Here is a 14827-nt window from a genome sequence, read left to right as displayed (position 1 = left end):
ACCAGGGGCGGCGCGCGCCCCGGTGAGCGCTGTCCGGTGCCACGAAGATCGCGTCTCAGCCGCCGGACGGCCGTACAGCCGGGCAATTCGGGGCGATAGGGTGCGGGTGTGGCTCAGATTCAGATCCCCGCCGACAATCTGCCCAACGACGGCCGCTTCGGCTGCGGCCCCTCCAAGGTGCGCCCCGAGGCCTTGAGTGCCCTCGCCGCCACCGGAACCTCCCTGCTGGGCACCTCCCACCGTCAGGCCCCGGTCAAGAACATCGTGAAGCGCGTCCGCCAGGGCGTCGCCGAACTGTTCTCGCTGCCCGAGGGCTACGAGGTCGTGCTCGGCAACGGTGGCTCCACCGCGTTCTGGGACATCGCCGCGTTCGGCCTGGTGCGCGAGAAGTCGCAGCACCTGAACTTCGGCGAGTTCTCCTCCAAGTTCGCCTCCTCCGTGAAGGCCGCCCCGTGGCTGGCCGAACCGACCGTCATCAAGACCGAGCCGGGCACCCACCCGCTGCCGGTCGCCGAGGCGGGGGTGGACGTCTACGCGCTCACCCACAACGAGACCTCCACCGGTGTCGCCATGCCGATCCGCCGCCCCGAGGGCGCGGACGCCGGCTCGCTGGTGCTGGTCGACGCCACCTCCGGCGCCGGCGGCCTGCCCGTCGACATCCGCGAGACGGACGTCTACTATTTCGCCCCGCAGAAGTCCTTCGCCTCCGAGGGCGGCCTGTGGCTGGCCACCTTCTCCCCGGCCGCCCTGGAGCGCGCCGCGGAGATCGCCGGCTCCGGCCGGTACATCCCGCCGTTCTTCGACCTGCCGACCGCGATCGACAACTCCTCGAAGGACCAGACGTACAACACCCCGGCCCTCTCCACCCTCTTCCTGCTGGCCGACCAGCTGGAGTGGATGAACGGCCAGGGCGGCCTGGACTGGGCGGTGTCCCGCACCGCCGAGTCGTCCTCGATCCTGTACGCGTGGGCCGAGAAGTCCCCCTACGCGCAGCCCTTCGTCGCCAAGGCGGAGGAGCGCTCGCAGGTCGTCGGCACCATCGACTTCGACGAGTCGGTGGACGCCGCCGCGGTCGCCAAGGCACTGCGTGCCAACGGCATCGTGGACACCGAGCCGTACCGCAAGCTCGGCCGCAACCAGCTGCGCATCGCGATGTTCCCGGCGATCGACCCGGCGGACGTCGAGAAGCTCACCGGCGCGATCGACTACGTGGTCGAGCACCTGAACGACTGACACCCCGTCGCCCTCGAAGGCCCTGGTCCGCGGACCAGGGCCTTCGTTCATGCCGCGTTGGGGCCGAACTGGCCGAGGAAGCGGCCGGCGGACAGGCCGGCGCCCTTGAACTCGGCGACCATCGCGGCCGGCGCGGCGAACGGGCCGTCCGGCGAGGGCAACTGGCCCACGCCGCCGCCGCTGCCCAGCGGCAGCAGGATCATCGGGTGGCCGAGCGGACGGTAGGCCTCGGTCGACGGCTCGTCGCGCAGCTGCGCGGAGATGTGCGGAGATGTTCTTCGCCACCACCTCGGCGTGCTGCACGGCGAAGCCCGCCATGTCGGCCTCCGGCAGGTCGGCCAGGTCGCCGATCGCGTACGCGGGTGTACTCCATGGAAGCCCCCTGCGTCGCGGCAGGCCCCACGGCCGGGCCCGCGCCGCGCCCCACCCTACGGATCGACCGCCCGCGAACCGGCCCCCAACGCCGGAACGGCCTGGGGGCTACTTCTGCACGAGGGCGCTGATGATCACTACGGCGAGCAGCAGGACGAACGCGCCGGTGACGATCCGCATACGGGTCTTCGGGTCCACGCTTCGAGACTAGTCGGTCGCCCGACCTACCCGGGCTCCGGCCCCTGCTTCGCGGGCAGGGCACCGCCGCGGTACTCGCGCTGGCGGAAGACCGTCGGGGCGACGCCGACGCGGCGGGTGAACAAGCGGGTGAAGTACGCCGGGTCCTGGTAGCCGACCCGGCGGGCCACCGCGGAGACGGGCAGTTCGCTGGCCGCCAGCAGGTGCTTGGCCTCGTTCAGACGGACGGTGAGCAGGTACTCCTTCGGGCTGGTCGCGCCCTGCGCGCGCACCGCGCGGCGCAGCTCCTCCACGCCCATGCCGACCCGCCGGGCGTGCTCGGCCACCGACAGCGGCAGGCAGGCGTCCCGGCGCAGCACCTCCATCACCGGGGCGCCCTCCGGGCCCAGGTCGGCCCGGTGCCGGTGCAGCTCCACCAGCAGCTCGTGGACCGCCGCCGACGCCTCCGGGCCGGCCGTCGGCCCGCCCCGGCGGCAGACCGCCGCGATCCGGGCGATCACCCGCAGCGCGGTCTCCGCGGAATCCAGCGGCACCACCTCGGCCTCCGGCAGCAGGCCCAGCTCGGCGTACCCGGCGGTGCCCGCGCCGGTGAAGTCCACGAAGGACTCCGCCCAGCCGTCCGCGTCCGGCCCGTAGTGGTGCGGCACCCCCGGCCGCAGCCACAGCACCGCGGGCGCCACCACCGGCAGCCGCCGGCCGCCCGGCAGCGCGTACCAGCCGCGCCCCGAACCGACCACCACCGCCACCCAGTGGTCCAGCACCCGCGGCCCGACCACCGGCAGCCGCCCGCGCTGCAGGCCCACGCCCAGGCACGCCAGGCCGGTGCCCAACTGCGCCGGCCCCGGCGTCAGGTAGTGCCACCAGCGCTCCATCGTCCTCCGTCCGCGGATTTCCTCCCGGACAAGTCCAACACGCCGCCGGGCTTTGTCCATGGTCCGGGCCGGTGCGTTCCAGCAGGCTAGGACGCATGCTCACCTACGACTCGACCGGCTTCCGCCTCGACGGCCGCCCGCTGCGCATCCTCTCCGGCGCGATGCACTACTTCCGCACCCGCCCCGAGCAGTGGCCCGCCCGCCTTGCCGCGCTGCGCGCGATGGGGCTGAACACCGTCGAGACGTACGTGCCGTGGAACCTGCACGAACCCTCCCCCGGCCGCTTCGAGCGCCTGGACGAACTCGGCGCGTTCCTCGACGAGGCGCACCGCCAGGGCCTGTGGACGATCGTCCGGCCCGGCCCCTACATCTGCGCCGAGTGGGACAACGGCGGCCTCCCCGGCTGGCTGACCGCCAAGGTCGGGCGCCGCGCCCGCACCAGCGACCCGGAGTACCTGGCCGCCGTCGACGCGTTCTTCGACGTGCTGCTGCCGCAGGTCGTCGAACGCCAGTGGGGGCGGCCCGGCGGCACCGTGCTGATGGTCCAGGTCGAGAACGAGTACGGCTCGTTCGGCAGCGACCACCTGTACCTCGACCACCTGGCCCGCGGCCTGCGCGAGCGCGGCATCACCGTCCCGCTGTTCACCTCCGACGGCCCCGAGGACCACATGCTCGGCGGTGGCACCGTCCCCGGCATCCTGGCCACCGTCAACTTCGGCTCCGACCCGGAGACCGCGTTCGAGACGCTGCGCCGCCACCGCCCCCAGGACCCGCCGTTCTGCATGGAGTTCTGGAACGGCTGGTTCGACCACTGGGCGAAGCCCCACCACACCCGCGACGCCGCCGACGCCGCCGACTCGCTGCGCCGCATCCTCGCCGCCGGCGGCTCCGTCAACCTGTACATGGCCCACGGCGGCACCAACTTCGGCACCACCGCCGGCGCCAACCACGAGGACGCGCCGTTCAACTCCACCGACTGGACGCACTCCCCGTACCAGCCGACCACCACCTCCTACGACTACGACGCCGCCCTCGACGAACGCGGCCTGCCCAGCCCCAAGTTCCACGCCTTCCAGCAGGTCATCGCCGACTTCGCCGCCGAAAACCCGTCACTGGTGCACTACTTGGACGACCGGGTCGCCGAACTGCCGCCCGCTGTACCGGTGTTGGCCGCTCGCGAGGTCGCGCTCAACGAGATCGCCGAACTGCCGTTCGGGGACGCCGTCGCCTCGCCCGTACCGCCGCTGTTCGAAGACCTCGGGCTGGAACACGGCCTGATCCGCTACACCACGACGGTGCCCACGATCAGCTCCGACCAGCCGGTCACCGTCGAGAACCTGCGCGACCGGGCCGCCCTCCACATCAACGGCAAGCACGCCGCCACGCTCGAACGCGGCGTCACCCCACCGGACGTCACCGCCACGGGCGGCGACCAACTCACCCTGCTCGTCGAATCGCTCGGCCGGGTCAACTACGGCCCCCAGGTCGGCGAAACCAAGGGCATCACCGGCGTCCGCCACGAACGCCAGTACCTGCACGGCTGGCACGCACAGCCCCTCGCCCTCGACCCCCTCCCCACCGCCGGCTACACCCCCGGCGAGCCCGCCCCCGAGACGCTCGCCCGCGGCACCTTCGACCTCGACACCACCGGCGACACCTTCCTCGCCGTCCCCGACGGCGACCACGGCTACCTGTGGATCAACGGCTTCCTCCTCGGCCGCTACGACCGCCGCGGCCCCCAGGTCACCCTCTACTGCCCCCAGCCCCTGCTCCACGAGGGCACCAACACGCTCACCCTGCTGGAACTGGGACAGGCGGCGCCCAAGCGCATCGAGCTTCGCGAGGCCCCCGAACTCGGGTAACCCAGGGGCGCGGGGAACTGCGCGAGGCGGAAGACCCGAACCGCAAGATCGCGACGCAGGACAATGACCTGCACTTGATCGCGACCTTGCGGACGGGCCTTGCGCTTGTCGCGCAGTTCCGCCCCCTCGCTTCGCTGGGCGTACCCCCAGCGCCCCTGATCGGTCGCCCGCCAGCTCGCGCAAGTCTCCCCGCGCCTCTAACTCCGCAGCCGCCAGCTCTCGACCTCGGTGTACCTCGCAGGCCCGAACCCCGTCTCGCTGCGCATCAGGTGGACCCGCCCGGCCTCCCACTCCGCCCCCCGGAAGTGATTGATCGCGTCTGCCATCGCCCGCATCCCGCCCGCCCTGAAACGGCTGCGGGCGAGGGTGAGGTGGGGGTGGAACGGATGGTCGTCCGTGACGTCGAGCGCGTCGCGGACCGCGTCCGCGAGTCGTCGCAGGGCAGCCGTCCCGCCCTGAACGCCGCACCAGAGCACCCGGTCCCCGAAGGTCCCGCCGCCGGCCAGCCGCAGGCGGTGGCGGGGGTGCTCAGCCGCGACGACCGCCAACTTCTGGCACAGCGAAGGCACTTCGTCCGCCGGGACGTCCCCCAGGAAGGCCAGGGTGAGGTGCCACCCGGCCGTCTCGCTCCAGCGCAGCCGGTCCGCCCCGGGGAGTTCTCGTAGAGCAGATGTCGCGTCGGCGAGTTCCTGGATGGCGCGGGCCGGCGGGTTCACGGCGACGAAGAGCCTCATTCCGCCATCGTGCCCTACCGCCCGACGGCCGCCACCGGATAGAAAGGAGGCCATGCGCATCCGCACCGGAGGTCCCGACTCCGCTCCCGCTCTGCTCTCCCTCATCGACGGCGCGGTCGCCTGGCTGACCGCGCAGGGCCGTACCGGGCAGTGGGGGTCGGTGCCGTGGTCGCAGCGTCCGGAGTCGGTGGCGCGGGCCGAGCAGGCGTGCCGCGAGCAGTTGGTGCGGGTCGCCGAGCGGGCCGCGGGCGGGGGCGACGCGCTGGGCATCAGCGTCCTCTCGGAGGATGCGCCGTCGTACGCGCCGCCGGCGCCGGAGCGGGAGTTGTACGTGCGCTGGCTGGTCACCGACCGCGTGCACAGTGGTTCCGGCATCGGTTCCGCGCTGATCGCGGACGCGCTGCGGGAGGCCCGGGGCCGCGGCATCGACCTGCTGCGGGTGGACTGCTACGCGGGCGGTGACGGCCGGCTGGTCGAGCAGTACGAGCGGCTCGGGTTCACCCGGACCGCCACGTTCACCCTCGACCAGCCGAGCGGCCCGTGGCCGGGCCAGGTGCTCGAACAGCGCGTCCCGCGCGACTAGCAGGCAGTCGCCAGGTCGCTCTTCTGCACCACCGAGAACACCCGCCCGCGGGTCCGCACCGGGTGCAGGTCGAACCGGAGCCGCAGGCCGCTGATCCGGCCGAGCACCAGGGCGACCACGCCGGCGGCCGCGGCGGAGACCAGTCCGCAGGCGAGCAGGCCGAGGCGGGGGCCGTACTCGGCGGTGATCCAGCCGACCAGCGGGGCGCCGATCGGGGTGCCGCCGGTGAAGACCAGGACCAGCAGGCCCATGACCCGGCCGCGCATCTCGGGGTCGGTGCCGAGCTGGAGCGCCGAGTTGACCGAGGTGTTGAAGGTCAGGCCGAAGATGCCGATCAGGGTGAGCAGCAGCGCGAACGTCCAGTAGCCGGGCGCGAACGCGGCCATGATCTCCAGTGCGCCGAACGCCAGCGCGGCGAAGACCAGGCGGCGCAGCCGGGGCGCGCCGCGCCGTGCGGCGAGCAGTGCGCCGGCCAGCGAGCCGACCGCCATCGCGGTGTTGAGCAGGCCGTACGCGCCCGCGCCGACGTGGAAGGTGTCGCGGGCGAAGCCGGAGAGCAGGGTCGGGAAGTTGAACCCGAAGGTGCCGATGAAGCCGGCCAGCACCATCGGCCACAGCAGTTCGGGGCGTTCCCGGACGTAGCGCAGTCCTTCGCGGAGCTGTCCGCGTTCGCGGGCGATCCGCTCGACGGGGCGCAGTTCGCTGCTGCGCATGGCGAGCAGGCCGCCGATGACCGCGGCGAAGGACAGCGCGTTGACGGCGAACGCCCAGCCGCTGCCGACCGCGGCAATCAGCGCACCGGCCACGGCGGGGCCGACCAGCCGGGCGGTCTGGAAGTTGGCGGCGTTCAGGCTGACGGCGTTGGCGAGGTCGCGCGGGGGCACCATCTCGCTGACGAAGGCCTGCCGGGTCGGGTTGTCGACCACCGTGACCAGGCCGAGCAGCAACGCGAACAGGTAGACCACGACGGGCGTGACGGTGCCGGTGATGGTGAGCAGGGCGAGGCCGGCGGCGAGCAGGCCCATCGCGCCCTGGGTGGCGATCAGCAGGCGGCGCTTGGGCAGCCGGTCGGCGAGGACGCCGCCCCACAGGCCGAGCAGCAGCATGGGCAGGAACTGCATGGCGGTGGTGATGCCGACCGCGAAGGGGCTGCCGGTGAGGCTGAGGACCAGCCAGTCCTGGGCGATGCGCTGCATCCAGGTGCCGGTGTTCGAGACGACCTGACCGGCGAAGTAGTACCGGTAGTTGCGGATGCGCAGGGACGAGAACATCCCTCCCGGGCGGGTGAACCGGCCCGGCGAAGCGGCGGGGATCTCCGCCGCGGTGCGTTCCTCGGGGTCGTCGTCGCCGCTGCCCGGCAGGCCCGTGGGGGCGGGTGCCTGGCTCTGCGCGGCGGGGGCGCCGGTGGGCGCGGGTTCGTTTGCGGCCGTCTCGTCGGCGAACGGTTCGTCGGTGCGCTGCCCGGCGGGGCGGGCGCTGATGCGTCGGGGGTCGGTTCGGAGGTCGGTGCGGATGGTCGCGGTGCGGATCGCGGCGGCGCGGGCGGCCGGCGGTGTCACAGTTGTCTCCCCTCGACGCGCCGCGGCCGTTTCGACGGCCGCGGCGCGGTGTGTGGCACTGGTGGTTGTTGCGGTGATGCGGTGAGCCCCTTCGTTTGCCCTGAGGCGGTCCGAGTCGGTCTGAAAACGCTTAGAGGTGGGCCAGTTTGTAGAGCACGGGCGCGGCATCTCTCAGCCGCTCCCACTCCTCCTCGTCGAGGCCGTGGGCGAGCTCCGCCAGCCAGGCGTTGCGCCGCCTGCGGGACTCGTTGAGGATCTGCTCGGCCTGTTCGGTACTGCTGACCACCACCTGCCGGCGGTCCTCGGGGTGCGGCTCGCGCCGCACCAGGCCCTTCTCCTCCAGCATCGCGATGATCCTGGTCATGGAGGGCGGCTGGACGTGCTCCTTGCGCGCCAGCTCACCGGGCGTCGCTTTGCCACAGCGGGCAAGCGTGCCGAGCACCCCCATTTCGGTGGGGCTCAGCGACTCCTCGACCCGTTGGTGTCGCAACCGTCGGGCCAAACGCATCGCGGACGACCTCAGCTGGCTGATCGCCACCAGGTCGTCCTCGGACATCTCGGGCATGTCCTTAGCTTACGTCATTACCAAAGCTAAAGAAAATTGGATTTCGATCAACCCTGCCCGAGGCCCGGCAGACTCAGTCCGCGCTGAGCTGGAAACCCAGCCGACCGAAGCGCAGGCGGTCGCCGGGGCGGACGACGGTGCCGCCGGCCAGGCGGCGGTCGTTGACGAAGGTGCCGTTGCTGGAGCCGAGGTCGTAGAGGACCCAGTCGCCGCCCTCGAAGCGCAGCTCGGCGTGCCGGCGGGAGACCGTCGCGTCGCCGAGGCGCAGGCCGGAGCCGGTCATCCGGCCGATCAGCAGGCGGCCGACGGCCGGGGCGGGGAGCTGGAGCCGGGTGAGCTGCTCGGCCTGCCAGGTCTGCCGCAGCCGGACGTTGAGCGAGGAGACCTTGGCGACGGTGCGCAGCAGCAGCCGGGAGACCGGGCCGTAGGTGCGCAGATCGGCGACCACCTCGGCGAGTTCGGCGCGACTACGGGCGGTGAGGACCAGTTCCATCCGGCGGATGAAGGTGTCGTGGGAGAGCCGACCGCTGCCGACGCCGTCCCGCAGCACTTCCAGCGCGCTGTCCCGCTCGCCCTGCGAGGGGCGGGCCAGCTCGGTGCCGAACTCCTGAGCGCTCATGGCGCGATTGTCGGCCGGGTGGGGCGCGGCTGTCCAGCGTGCGGCGCGCCCCTGATCTGCGCAGTCCTCAACTGCGCCCCCACCGTGCGCCATTCGGCGAAATCCCCGTCAACTCGCAGGCCCGGCAACGAAGCCCTGGCAGGATCCGGTGCAGCACGATCCGCCGCACGAGGGAGCGCCGACATGGCCGTGATCGCCGTGACCGGGCACATGGACCTCACCCCGACCACCACCCGCGCGGTGCGCGCCGCCCTCGACGCGCTCCTCGCGCCTTACCCCGCCGGGGAGTTGACGGGGCTGTCGTGCCTCGCCCCGGGCGCGGACACGCTGTTCGCGGACGCCGTACTGGCCCGCGGCGGCCGCCTGGTCGCCGTGCTGCCGAGCCCGTCCTACCCCGGCCCACAACCCGCGGCCGCCGCAGCCGACTTCGCCCGGCTGCGCGCCGCCGCCGACCGGGTGCTGGTGCTACCCGCGGCCGCGCTCGACGATGCCGCCTACGTCGCTGCGAACACCGAACTGCTCGCGCTGACAGACGAGTTGGTCGCTGTCTGGGACGGCGGGCCGGGCAACGGCCCGGGCGGGACGGCCGACATGGTCGCCACCGCCCGGGCCGCCGGGGTGCCGGTGTACGTGCTCTGGCCGGCCGGGTCGGCCCGCACCGGAAGTTGAACTGCCTTACGGCTCCAGCCGGTTCGGCCCGCGGAACAGGAAGACCGCGTCCCGGATCGAGGACAGCCCGAGGGCCAGCATCAGCATCCGGCCGAGGCCCAGGCCGAAGCCGCCGTGCGGGGGCATCCCGTAGCGGAAGCAGTCCAGGTAGCGGCCGAGCGGGCCTTCGGGGCTCGCGTCCATGCCCTTCTCCCGCGCCTGCGCGACGAGTTGGCCGTGCCGGTGCTCGCGCTGGGCGCCGGTGGTGATCTCCACGCCCTTCCACAGCAGGTCGTAGGACTCGGTGACGGTCGGGTCGTCGGCGGGCCGGTGGTGGTAGAACGGCCGCACCGAGGCCGGGAATCGGGTGACGAACACGAACTCGTGCCCGTTCTCCTCGGCCACCAGCGCGCTGAGCAGCCGCTCGCCCTCCGGGTCGAGGTCCTCCCGCACGCCCTCCTGGTCCCAGCCGGCGGCCCGGAGCTTCGCCGTGGCCTCGGCCATCGTCAGCCGGGGGAAGGGGAGTTCGGGCACCACGACGCGGGTGTCCCCGTGCTGCTCGATCTGTTCGCCGTGCCGTTCGGCGACCCGGGCCAGCACCCGGTGCAGCATCCGCTCCTGGAAGGACATCACGTCCTCGACGCTGTCGATCCAGGCCAACTCGACGTCCACGCCGGTGAATTCGGTGGCGTGCCGGGAGGTGAACGAAGGCTCCGCACGGAACACCGGGCCGATCTCGAAGACCCGGTCGATGCCACTGGCGATCGCCATCTGCTTGTAGAACTGCGGCGACTGCGCGAGGTAAGCCGTCCGGTCGAAGTACCCGACCTTGAACACCTCGGCGCCCGACTCGGAGGCCGTGCCCATCAGTTTCGGCGTGTGCAGCTCGGTGAAGCCCTCCTCGGCGGCGACCTCCCGCATCGCCTGCTCGACGGTGGTCTGCACCTCGAACACCAGCCGCCGCTCGGGGCGCCGCAAGTCCAGGAAACGCCAGTTCAGGCGCTGTTCCGGGCCGGTCTCCGCGGTGATCGGCAGGCCCGGTTCGGCGGCCGACACCACCTCGATCCGCTCCGGCAGGATCTCCAGCCCGCCGAGCTTCACCACCGGGTTGGCGACCACCTTGCCGGTGATCTCCACCGCCGACTCCGGCGTCAACCCCCGCAGGATCTCGTCGAGTTGGTCTCCGTCACCCCCGCGCCGGTGGGTCACCTGCACCATGCCGGTGTGGTCCCGCACCACCACGAACTGCATCCTGCTCTGCAGTCGCAGCGTGTTCACCCACCCCTTGACCGTCACTGTCCCGTCCAGTGCGGACGGCAGCTCGCCGACGAGGGTACGTACCATGATCAGCAACTCCCTGGGTTGCGGGCGCGTTGTTCGCGCCACGAATAGAGCGGTAAACAGCCGCCCTAGGACGCGCCCACACTAGCGGCCCGCCCACCTGCGACGCTTCCGGTTTTCCGCACCGCCGACGCCAGAGCAACCTAGGATGGCCCGACTCGGCTGAAACCAGGGGGAGTTGAAGGCCGAACGGCGATACGCGCAGCTGGGGAGGTCGTCCGATGGGCGAGGACGCGTGGGACCGGCCGATGGTGCGGCCGCAGACCCTGGAAGGGCTGATCGACCTGGTCGGCTCCCGGATCGAGGTGGCGGCACTGCCCCGGGCGCAGACGACCGTCCGGCAGCTGGTGGTGCACGACCCGCTCGACCGGCCGATCGGCCGGGGCGACCTGGTGGTCGCCGCCGGCCTCGACTCGCACAGCACCGAGGCCGAGGACCTGCTGCGCACGGCCGGAGCGGCCGGCGCGGCGGGCGTGGTGCTGCGCGAGGCCCGCAACCTCGACCGCAAGCAGGAACTGCGGGCGCTCGCCGAACAGGCCGGTACGGCACTGCTGTTCCGCGCCGCGTGGATGAACTGGCCGCGGCTGATCGGCACCCTGGAAGCCGCCGCCGCGATCGGCCCCGTCCCCGACAGCGCCAACGTGCCGCTCGGCGACCTCGGCGGACTGGCCCGCCTGATCGCCGTCCAGGTACAGGGCGCCGTGACCATCGAGGACCCGGACTCCCGGGTCCTCGCGCACTACGCGCAGAGCGCCGCCCTCGACCCGATCCGGATCCTCACCATCTCCACCGGCCAGGTCCCCGAGGAACGCCGCCGGGCGATGACCGAGGACGGCTTCTTCAAAGAACTCTGGTCCACCGAACAGGTGTTGCACCGCCGCGCCGCCGGCGACATCCCGGAACGGATGGCGGTGGCGGTCCAGGCCGGCGGCGAACGCCTCGGCTCGATCTGGGTCGCCGCACTGAACGGACACACCCTCCAGGACAGTGCCGTCGAAGCCCTGCGGGTCGCCGCCCGACTGGCCGCCGCCCACCTGTTGCACCACCACTCCCGGCACCACGGCCGCAGCGAACTGCTCACCGAAGCCACCCGCGCCGTCCTGGACGGCCGGGGCTCCGGCACCCTGCTCGCCCGGCACAGCGGCCTGCCCGCCGAAACCCACTGCGCCGTCCTCGCCGTCGGCGTCGCCGGCCCCCTCGACGACGACCTGCGGGTCCGGCTCGCCCGGCACGCCGGCTGGCACCCCGCCGACCCCGGCCGCAGCTCCCTGCTGCTCCCCGGCGAACGCGGCGTGCTGATCCTGCTGGCCGGCCTCGCCGCCGACCTGCCCACCGCCGAACTCCAGGTCGCCGACTACGGCCGACGGCTGACCGCCGACCTGTCCGCTCACCTGAAGGCCCGCGTCCTGGCCGGCCTCGGCCCGGTCCAGGACCGCCTCGACCACGCCTCCCGCTCCCGCGAATCCGCCGAACTCGCCCTCAGCGGGCTGCTGTTCGGCCGGGGCGAGCTCAGCAGCGCCACCGTCGACCAGGTCGCCGACGCGGTCGCCCTGCGACACATCGTCGAAGCCCTGCGCGACCTGCCGCTCCCCGTCCGCACCTCGGTCTCCCGGCTGGTCGAGCACGCCGAGCAGAAGGGCGACCGCACCCCGCTGGACGCCCTGCGCGCCTACCTCGACCACTCACGCGAACTCGGCCGCGCCGCCGACACCCTGGGCGTGGCCCGCACCACCTTCGCCAACCGGTTCCACAACAAGGTCCTGAAGATCTCCGGCCTGGACGTCTCCAACTCCGATGCCCGCCTGCTCGCCCACCTCCAACTCCGGCTGCTGGACGACCCCACCACGCCCTGACACCGCATCGGGCCGCCGAACCGGTGCCCGGACACCACTCCGCCCTCCGCCCGCCCGCCGCGCGTCCGCCCGCGCACCCCCGGCCCGCCCGAACCGCCGCCCCGCACCGGCCTCACCCGAACGGACGCCTCCGGCGGTGCACGCACCCTGCCGCACCCGCCGGAACCCGGCGCGGCGGGCACAGACACCAAGGCACCCCGAACCGCACGCTGGAGCCACGGCCCGGAACCACGACCGGGCCCGGTCCCCCTTCCTGCCGACCTCGCGCGGAGCGTGCCCCATGACCGACCACCAGCCCCTGATCGGCGCCGAACGCCGTGAACTCGTCCTCCGCGCGGCTGTCCAGCACGGCCTGCTCGACCCGGAGGACACCCCGCTCGCCGCCTTCCTCGACCTCGACGCCGTCACCGGGACCGTCGCCGCCCTGCACGCCGCGTTCCCCGCCCGGCTCGACGTGCTGCACGCCTTCGCCGCCAAGGCCAACCCGCTCGGACCGGTACTGCGCCGACTCCGCGGCCTCGGCATGGGCTGCGAGGTCGCCAGCCCCGGCGAATTCGCCCAGGCCCTGGCCGCCGGCTTCACGCCGGACCGGATCGTGCTCGACTCCCCCGCCAAGACCCGCCGCGAGCTGACCCTCGCGCTCGACCTCGGCGTCGCCGTCAACATCGACAACTGGCAGGAACTCACCCGCGTCGACGACCTGCTCACCCGCCGCCCCACCACCTCCCGGATCGGCGTCCGGGTCAACCCGCAGGTGGGCGGCGGCAGCATCGCGGCGATGAGCACCGCGACCGCCACCTCCAAGTTCGGCATCCCGCTCGCCGACCCCGGCAACGCGGAACGCCTGATCGACGCCTTCCGCGCCCGCCCCTGGCTGACCTGGCTGCACTGCCACATCGGCTCGCAGGGCATCGACCTCTCCCTGATGGCCGCCGGCGTCGGCGCGACCGTCGACTTCGCCGAACGCGTCAACCGCGAGCTCGGCCGCCGCCAGATCACCGGCATCGACCTCGGCGGCGGCCTCCCCGTCAACTTCACCGACGACCGGATCACCCCCGGCTGGGACACCTACGTCGACGAACTGCGCCGGCACGCCCCCGCGCTCTTCGACGGCGGCTACCGGCTCGTCACCGAATTCGGCCGCTCCGTACTCGCCAAGGCCGGCTTCACCGCCTCCTACATCGAATACACCAAGCAGGCCGGCGGCCGCGCCATCGCCGTCGGCCACGCCGGCGCCCAGGTCGCCACCCGCACCGTCTTCATGCCCGACAGCTGGCCCCTGCGCCTCACCGCCCACACCCCGTCCGGCGCCGCCAAGCACGGCGAGACCGTCCCGCAGGACATCGCCGGCCCCTGCTGCTTCGCCGGCGACCTGGTCGCCCGCAACCGCCCCCTCCCCCTCCTCGAACCCGGCGACCTGGTCTGCCTCCTCGACACCGGCGCCTACTACGCCTCCCACCACTTCAGCTACAACTCACTCCCCGAACCCCCCGTATACGGCGCCCGCACCGACGACTCCGGCACCGTCCACTTCGAAACCCTCCGCCCCGCCCAAACCCTCGAAGACCTGGTCACCCGCACCACCGCCTGACCCCCGCCGACCCCGCCCGGAACAGACAAACGGCCCTCCCCCGCAGCACTCGCGGGGAAGGGCCAACAGCGGGTCCGGAAACTCAGTTAGCGGTTCCGGCGGGCACGACCCAGCGGGTCGGCTGCCCGGTGATGGCGGCGATCATGTCGTAGTCGCCGTCGTAGTGCAGGATCGTGGCGCCGTGCCGTTCGGCCGTGGCGGCGATCAGCATGTCGGCCATCGACAGAGCCCGGTGGTTGCCCCGGAACAGGGCACGGCGCTGGATGTCCTTCGCCCGGTCCCAGACCTCGTCGGTGCTCGCCAAGTAGTCGAACCCTCTGAGCAGATGGCTCAAGCGGTCGGCTTCCGCCGCACTGCGGGCGCTGTGCAGAACCTCCATCTCGACTGCCGCGCTCACCGCCAGCAGGCCACGCTGCGACAGGTCGTCGAGGACAGGCCGCACTGTCGGCTTTCCCCAGCGCGCCAGGGCCGACTTGTCGATCAGGAAGCGCTCTCGGCTCACGCCGCCGCCGACTTGCCCGACGTTTCGAGGAGGTCGAACTCCCCACTGGCGATGGCGTCGGCAAGCTCTATCCGCCTGGCCAGCTTCACGGCCTCCAGCAGCGCCGCATTGACCGTGGCGACCTTGGTGGTCGTGCCGAACAGGCGCTGGGCCTCGGCCAGGAGGTCGTCATCGATGTCGATCACAGTCCGTGCCATGGCTGTTCCTTCCGCAGGCAGCAACAAGATAACGATATCAACCCAGGGCCACGCTCGATATCAAAACGGCCCCGTGCTCCGAGGAGCACAGGGCCGTC

At 72.5% G+C, this 14827-nt stretch carries 15 protein-coding genes; 6 read left to right on the top strand and 9 right to left on the bottom strand.

Annotated elements, in window-relative coordinates; genetic code table 11:
• Window positions 1–108 precede the first annotated feature (108 nt).
• Window positions 109–1233 carry a phosphoserine transaminase gene (gene serC / locus ACIHEI_RS00620; RefSeq protein ID WP_387638532.1) on the top strand — a complete coding sequence of 375 codons (1125 nt, stop codon included), beginning with the start codon at window positions 109–111 and terminating at the stop codon, window positions 1231–1233.
• A gap of 47 nt (window positions 1234–1280) precedes the next feature.
• Here serC and ACIHEI_RS00615 read toward each other — a convergent pair whose 3' ends face one another.
• Complete coding sequence (locus ACIHEI_RS00615) at window positions 1281–1436, bottom strand: hypothetical protein (RefSeq protein ID WP_396605137.1); 156 nt, start codon at window positions 1434–1436, stop codon at window positions 1281–1283.
• Window positions 1437–1829: 393 nt separating this feature from the next.
• Complete coding sequence (locus ACIHEI_RS00610; protein ID WP_387638538.1) at window positions 1830–2675, bottom strand: AraC family transcriptional regulator; 846 nt, start codon at window positions 2673–2675, stop codon at window positions 1830–1832.
• Window positions 2676–2770: 95 nt separating this feature from the next.
• On the opposite strand from ACIHEI_RS00610, the gene ACIHEI_RS00605 reads away from it, so the two are divergent.
• The gene (locus ACIHEI_RS00605) at window positions 2771–4537 is read left to right on the top strand and encodes a glycoside hydrolase family 35 protein (protein WP_396605136.1); all 1767 of its coding nucleotides are present in this window, start codon (window positions 2771–2773) and stop codon (window positions 4535–4537) included.
• Between the two features lie 197 nt (window positions 4538–4734).
• On the opposite strand, the gene thpR is transcribed toward ACIHEI_RS00605, so the two are convergent.
• On the bottom strand, window positions 4735–5271 hold the full coding sequence (gene thpR, locus ACIHEI_RS00600; RefSeq protein WP_392946711.1) for an RNA 2',3'-cyclic phosphodiesterase: 537 nt from the start codon (window positions 5269–5271) through the stop codon (window positions 4735–4737).
• A gap of 52 nt (window positions 5272–5323) precedes the next feature.
• Between thpR and ACIHEI_RS00595 the strand changes: the two genes are divergently transcribed.
• On the top strand, window positions 5324–5854 hold the full coding sequence (locus tag ACIHEI_RS00595; RefSeq protein ID WP_396605135.1) for a GNAT family N-acetyltransferase: 531 nt from the start codon (window positions 5324–5326) through the stop codon (window positions 5852–5854).
• Here ACIHEI_RS00595 and ACIHEI_RS00590 read toward each other — a convergent pair.
• The 3 genes from ACIHEI_RS00590 to ACIHEI_RS00580 form a co-directional block, all read right to left on the bottom strand.
• A complete protein-coding gene (locus tag ACIHEI_RS00590; RefSeq protein WP_387638900.1) occupies window positions 5851–7125 on the bottom strand; it encodes an MFS transporter in 1275 nt (424 codons plus the stop codon). The two genes, ACIHEI_RS00595 and ACIHEI_RS00590, sit on opposite strands and share 4 nt — an antisense overlap.
• 418 nt (window positions 7126–7543) lie before the next feature.
• Window positions 7544–7978: a MarR family winged helix-turn-helix transcriptional regulator gene (locus ACIHEI_RS00585; protein WP_387638549.1), complete on the bottom strand. Its 435-nt coding sequence runs from the start codon at window positions 7976–7978 to the stop codon at window positions 7544–7546.
• Window positions 7979–8051: 73 nt separating this feature from the next.
• Window positions 8052–8597, bottom strand: a complete 546-nt coding sequence (locus ACIHEI_RS00580) for an FHA domain-containing protein (RefSeq protein WP_396605134.1) — start codon at window positions 8595–8597, stop codon at window positions 8052–8054.
• Window positions 8598–8780: 183 nt separating this feature from the next.
• Between ACIHEI_RS00580 and ACIHEI_RS00575 the strand changes: the two genes are divergently transcribed.
• Window positions 8781–9266 (top strand): hypothetical protein, encoded by a 486-nt coding sequence (locus ACIHEI_RS00575; protein ID WP_396605133.1) that lies wholly within the window; start codon window positions 8781–8783, stop codon window positions 9264–9266.
• A gap of 6 nt (window positions 9267–9272) precedes the next feature.
• Here the strand turns inward: ACIHEI_RS00575 and aspS are convergent, their stop codons facing one another.
• The gene (gene aspS, locus ACIHEI_RS00570; protein WP_396605132.1) at window positions 9273–10589 is read right to left on the bottom strand and encodes an aspartate--tRNA(Asn) ligase; all 1317 of its coding nucleotides are present in this window, start codon (window positions 10587–10589) and stop codon (window positions 9273–9275) included.
• Between the two features lie 218 nt (window positions 10590–10807).
• Here aspS and ACIHEI_RS00565 point away from each other — a divergent pair, with 218 nt between their 5' ends.
• Both ACIHEI_RS00565 and ACIHEI_RS00560 read left to right on the top strand, forming a co-directional pair.
• Window positions 10808–12439, top strand: coding sequence for a helix-turn-helix domain-containing protein (locus ACIHEI_RS00565; RefSeq protein ID WP_396605131.1), 1632 nt, complete (start codon window positions 10808–10810; stop codon window positions 12437–12439).
• A gap of 280 nt (window positions 12440–12719) precedes the next feature.
• Window positions 12720–14030: a diaminopimelate decarboxylase gene (locus tag ACIHEI_RS00560; protein ID WP_396605130.1), complete on the top strand. Its 1311-nt coding sequence runs from the start codon at window positions 12720–12722 to the stop codon at window positions 14028–14030.
• 82 nt (window positions 14031–14112) lie between these two features.
• Here ACIHEI_RS00560 and ACIHEI_RS00555 read toward each other — a convergent pair whose 3' ends face one another.
• A complete protein-coding gene (locus ACIHEI_RS00555) occupies window positions 14113–14532 on the bottom strand; it encodes a PIN domain nuclease (RefSeq protein ID WP_396605129.1) in 420 nt (139 codons plus the stop codon).
• Window positions 14529–14729 carry a type II toxin-antitoxin system VapB family antitoxin gene (locus ACIHEI_RS00550; RefSeq protein WP_392946695.1) on the bottom strand — a complete coding sequence of 67 codons (201 nt, stop codon included), beginning with the start codon at window positions 14727–14729 and terminating at the stop codon, window positions 14529–14531. Before ACIHEI_RS00550 ends, ACIHEI_RS00555 begins: the two co-directional genes overlap by 4 nt.
• Window positions 14730–14827: the final 98 nt, after the last annotated feature.

Origin of the sequence: Kitasatospora sp. NPDC051984 (genome assembly GCF_044593455.1) — a bacterium.
In the GTDB taxonomy this organism is placed as follows: Bacteria; Actinomycetota; Actinomycetes; order Streptomycetales; family Streptomycetaceae; genus Kitasatospora.
The sequence above is the reverse complement of the archived record's forward strand: the minus strand, read 5'-3'. Positions and strand labels throughout refer to the sequence as shown.

Excerpts from the sequence above, each read along its gene's own strand:
- ACIHEI_RS00615 (WP_396605137.1), bottom strand. The coding sequence starts at position 1,436 with ATGATCCTGCTGCCGCTGGGCAGCGGCGGCGGCGTGGGCCAGTTGCCC.
- ACIHEI_RS00610 (WP_387638538.1), bottom strand. The coding sequence starts at position 2,675 with ATGGAGCGCTGGTGGCACTACCTGACGCCGGGGCCGGCGCAGTTGGGC.
- ACIHEI_RS00605 (WP_396605136.1), top strand. The coding sequence starts at position 2,771 with ATGCTCACCTACGACTCGACCGGCTTCCGCCTCGACGGCCGCCCGCTG.
- thpR (WP_392946711.1), bottom strand. The coding sequence starts at position 5,271 with ATGAGGCTCTTCGTCGCCGTGAACCCGCCGGCCCGCGCCATCCAGGAA.
- ACIHEI_RS00595 (WP_396605135.1), top strand. The coding sequence starts at position 5,324 with ATGCGCATCCGCACCGGAGGTCCCGACTCCGCTCCCGCTCTGCTCTCC.
- ACIHEI_RS00590 (WP_387638900.1), bottom strand. The coding sequence starts at position 7,125 with ATGTTCTCGTCCCTGCGCATCCGCAACTACCGGTACTACTTCGCCGGT.
- ACIHEI_RS00585 (WP_387638549.1), bottom strand. The coding sequence starts at position 7,978 with ATGCCCGAGATGTCCGAGGACGACCTGGTGGCGATCAGCCAGCTGAGG.
- ACIHEI_RS00580 (WP_396605134.1), bottom strand. The coding sequence starts at position 8,597 with ATGAGCGCTCAGGAGTTCGGCACCGAGCTGGCCCGCCCCTCGCAGGGC.
- ACIHEI_RS00575 (WP_396605133.1), top strand. The coding sequence starts at position 8,781 with ATGGCCGTGATCGCCGTGACCGGGCACATGGACCTCACCCCGACCACC.
- aspS (WP_396605132.1), bottom strand. The coding sequence starts at position 10,589 with ATGGTACGTACCCTCGTCGGCGAGCTGCCGTCCGCACTGGACGGGACA.
- ACIHEI_RS00565 (WP_396605131.1), top strand. The coding sequence starts at position 10,808 with ATGGGCGAGGACGCGTGGGACCGGCCGATGGTGCGGCCGCAGACCCTG.
- ACIHEI_RS00560 (WP_396605130.1), top strand. The coding sequence starts at position 12,720 with ATGACCGACCACCAGCCCCTGATCGGCGCCGAACGCCGTGAACTCGTC.
- ACIHEI_RS00550 (WP_392946695.1), bottom strand. The coding sequence starts at position 14,729 with ATGGCACGGACTGTGATCGACATCGATGACGACCTCCTGGCCGAGGCC.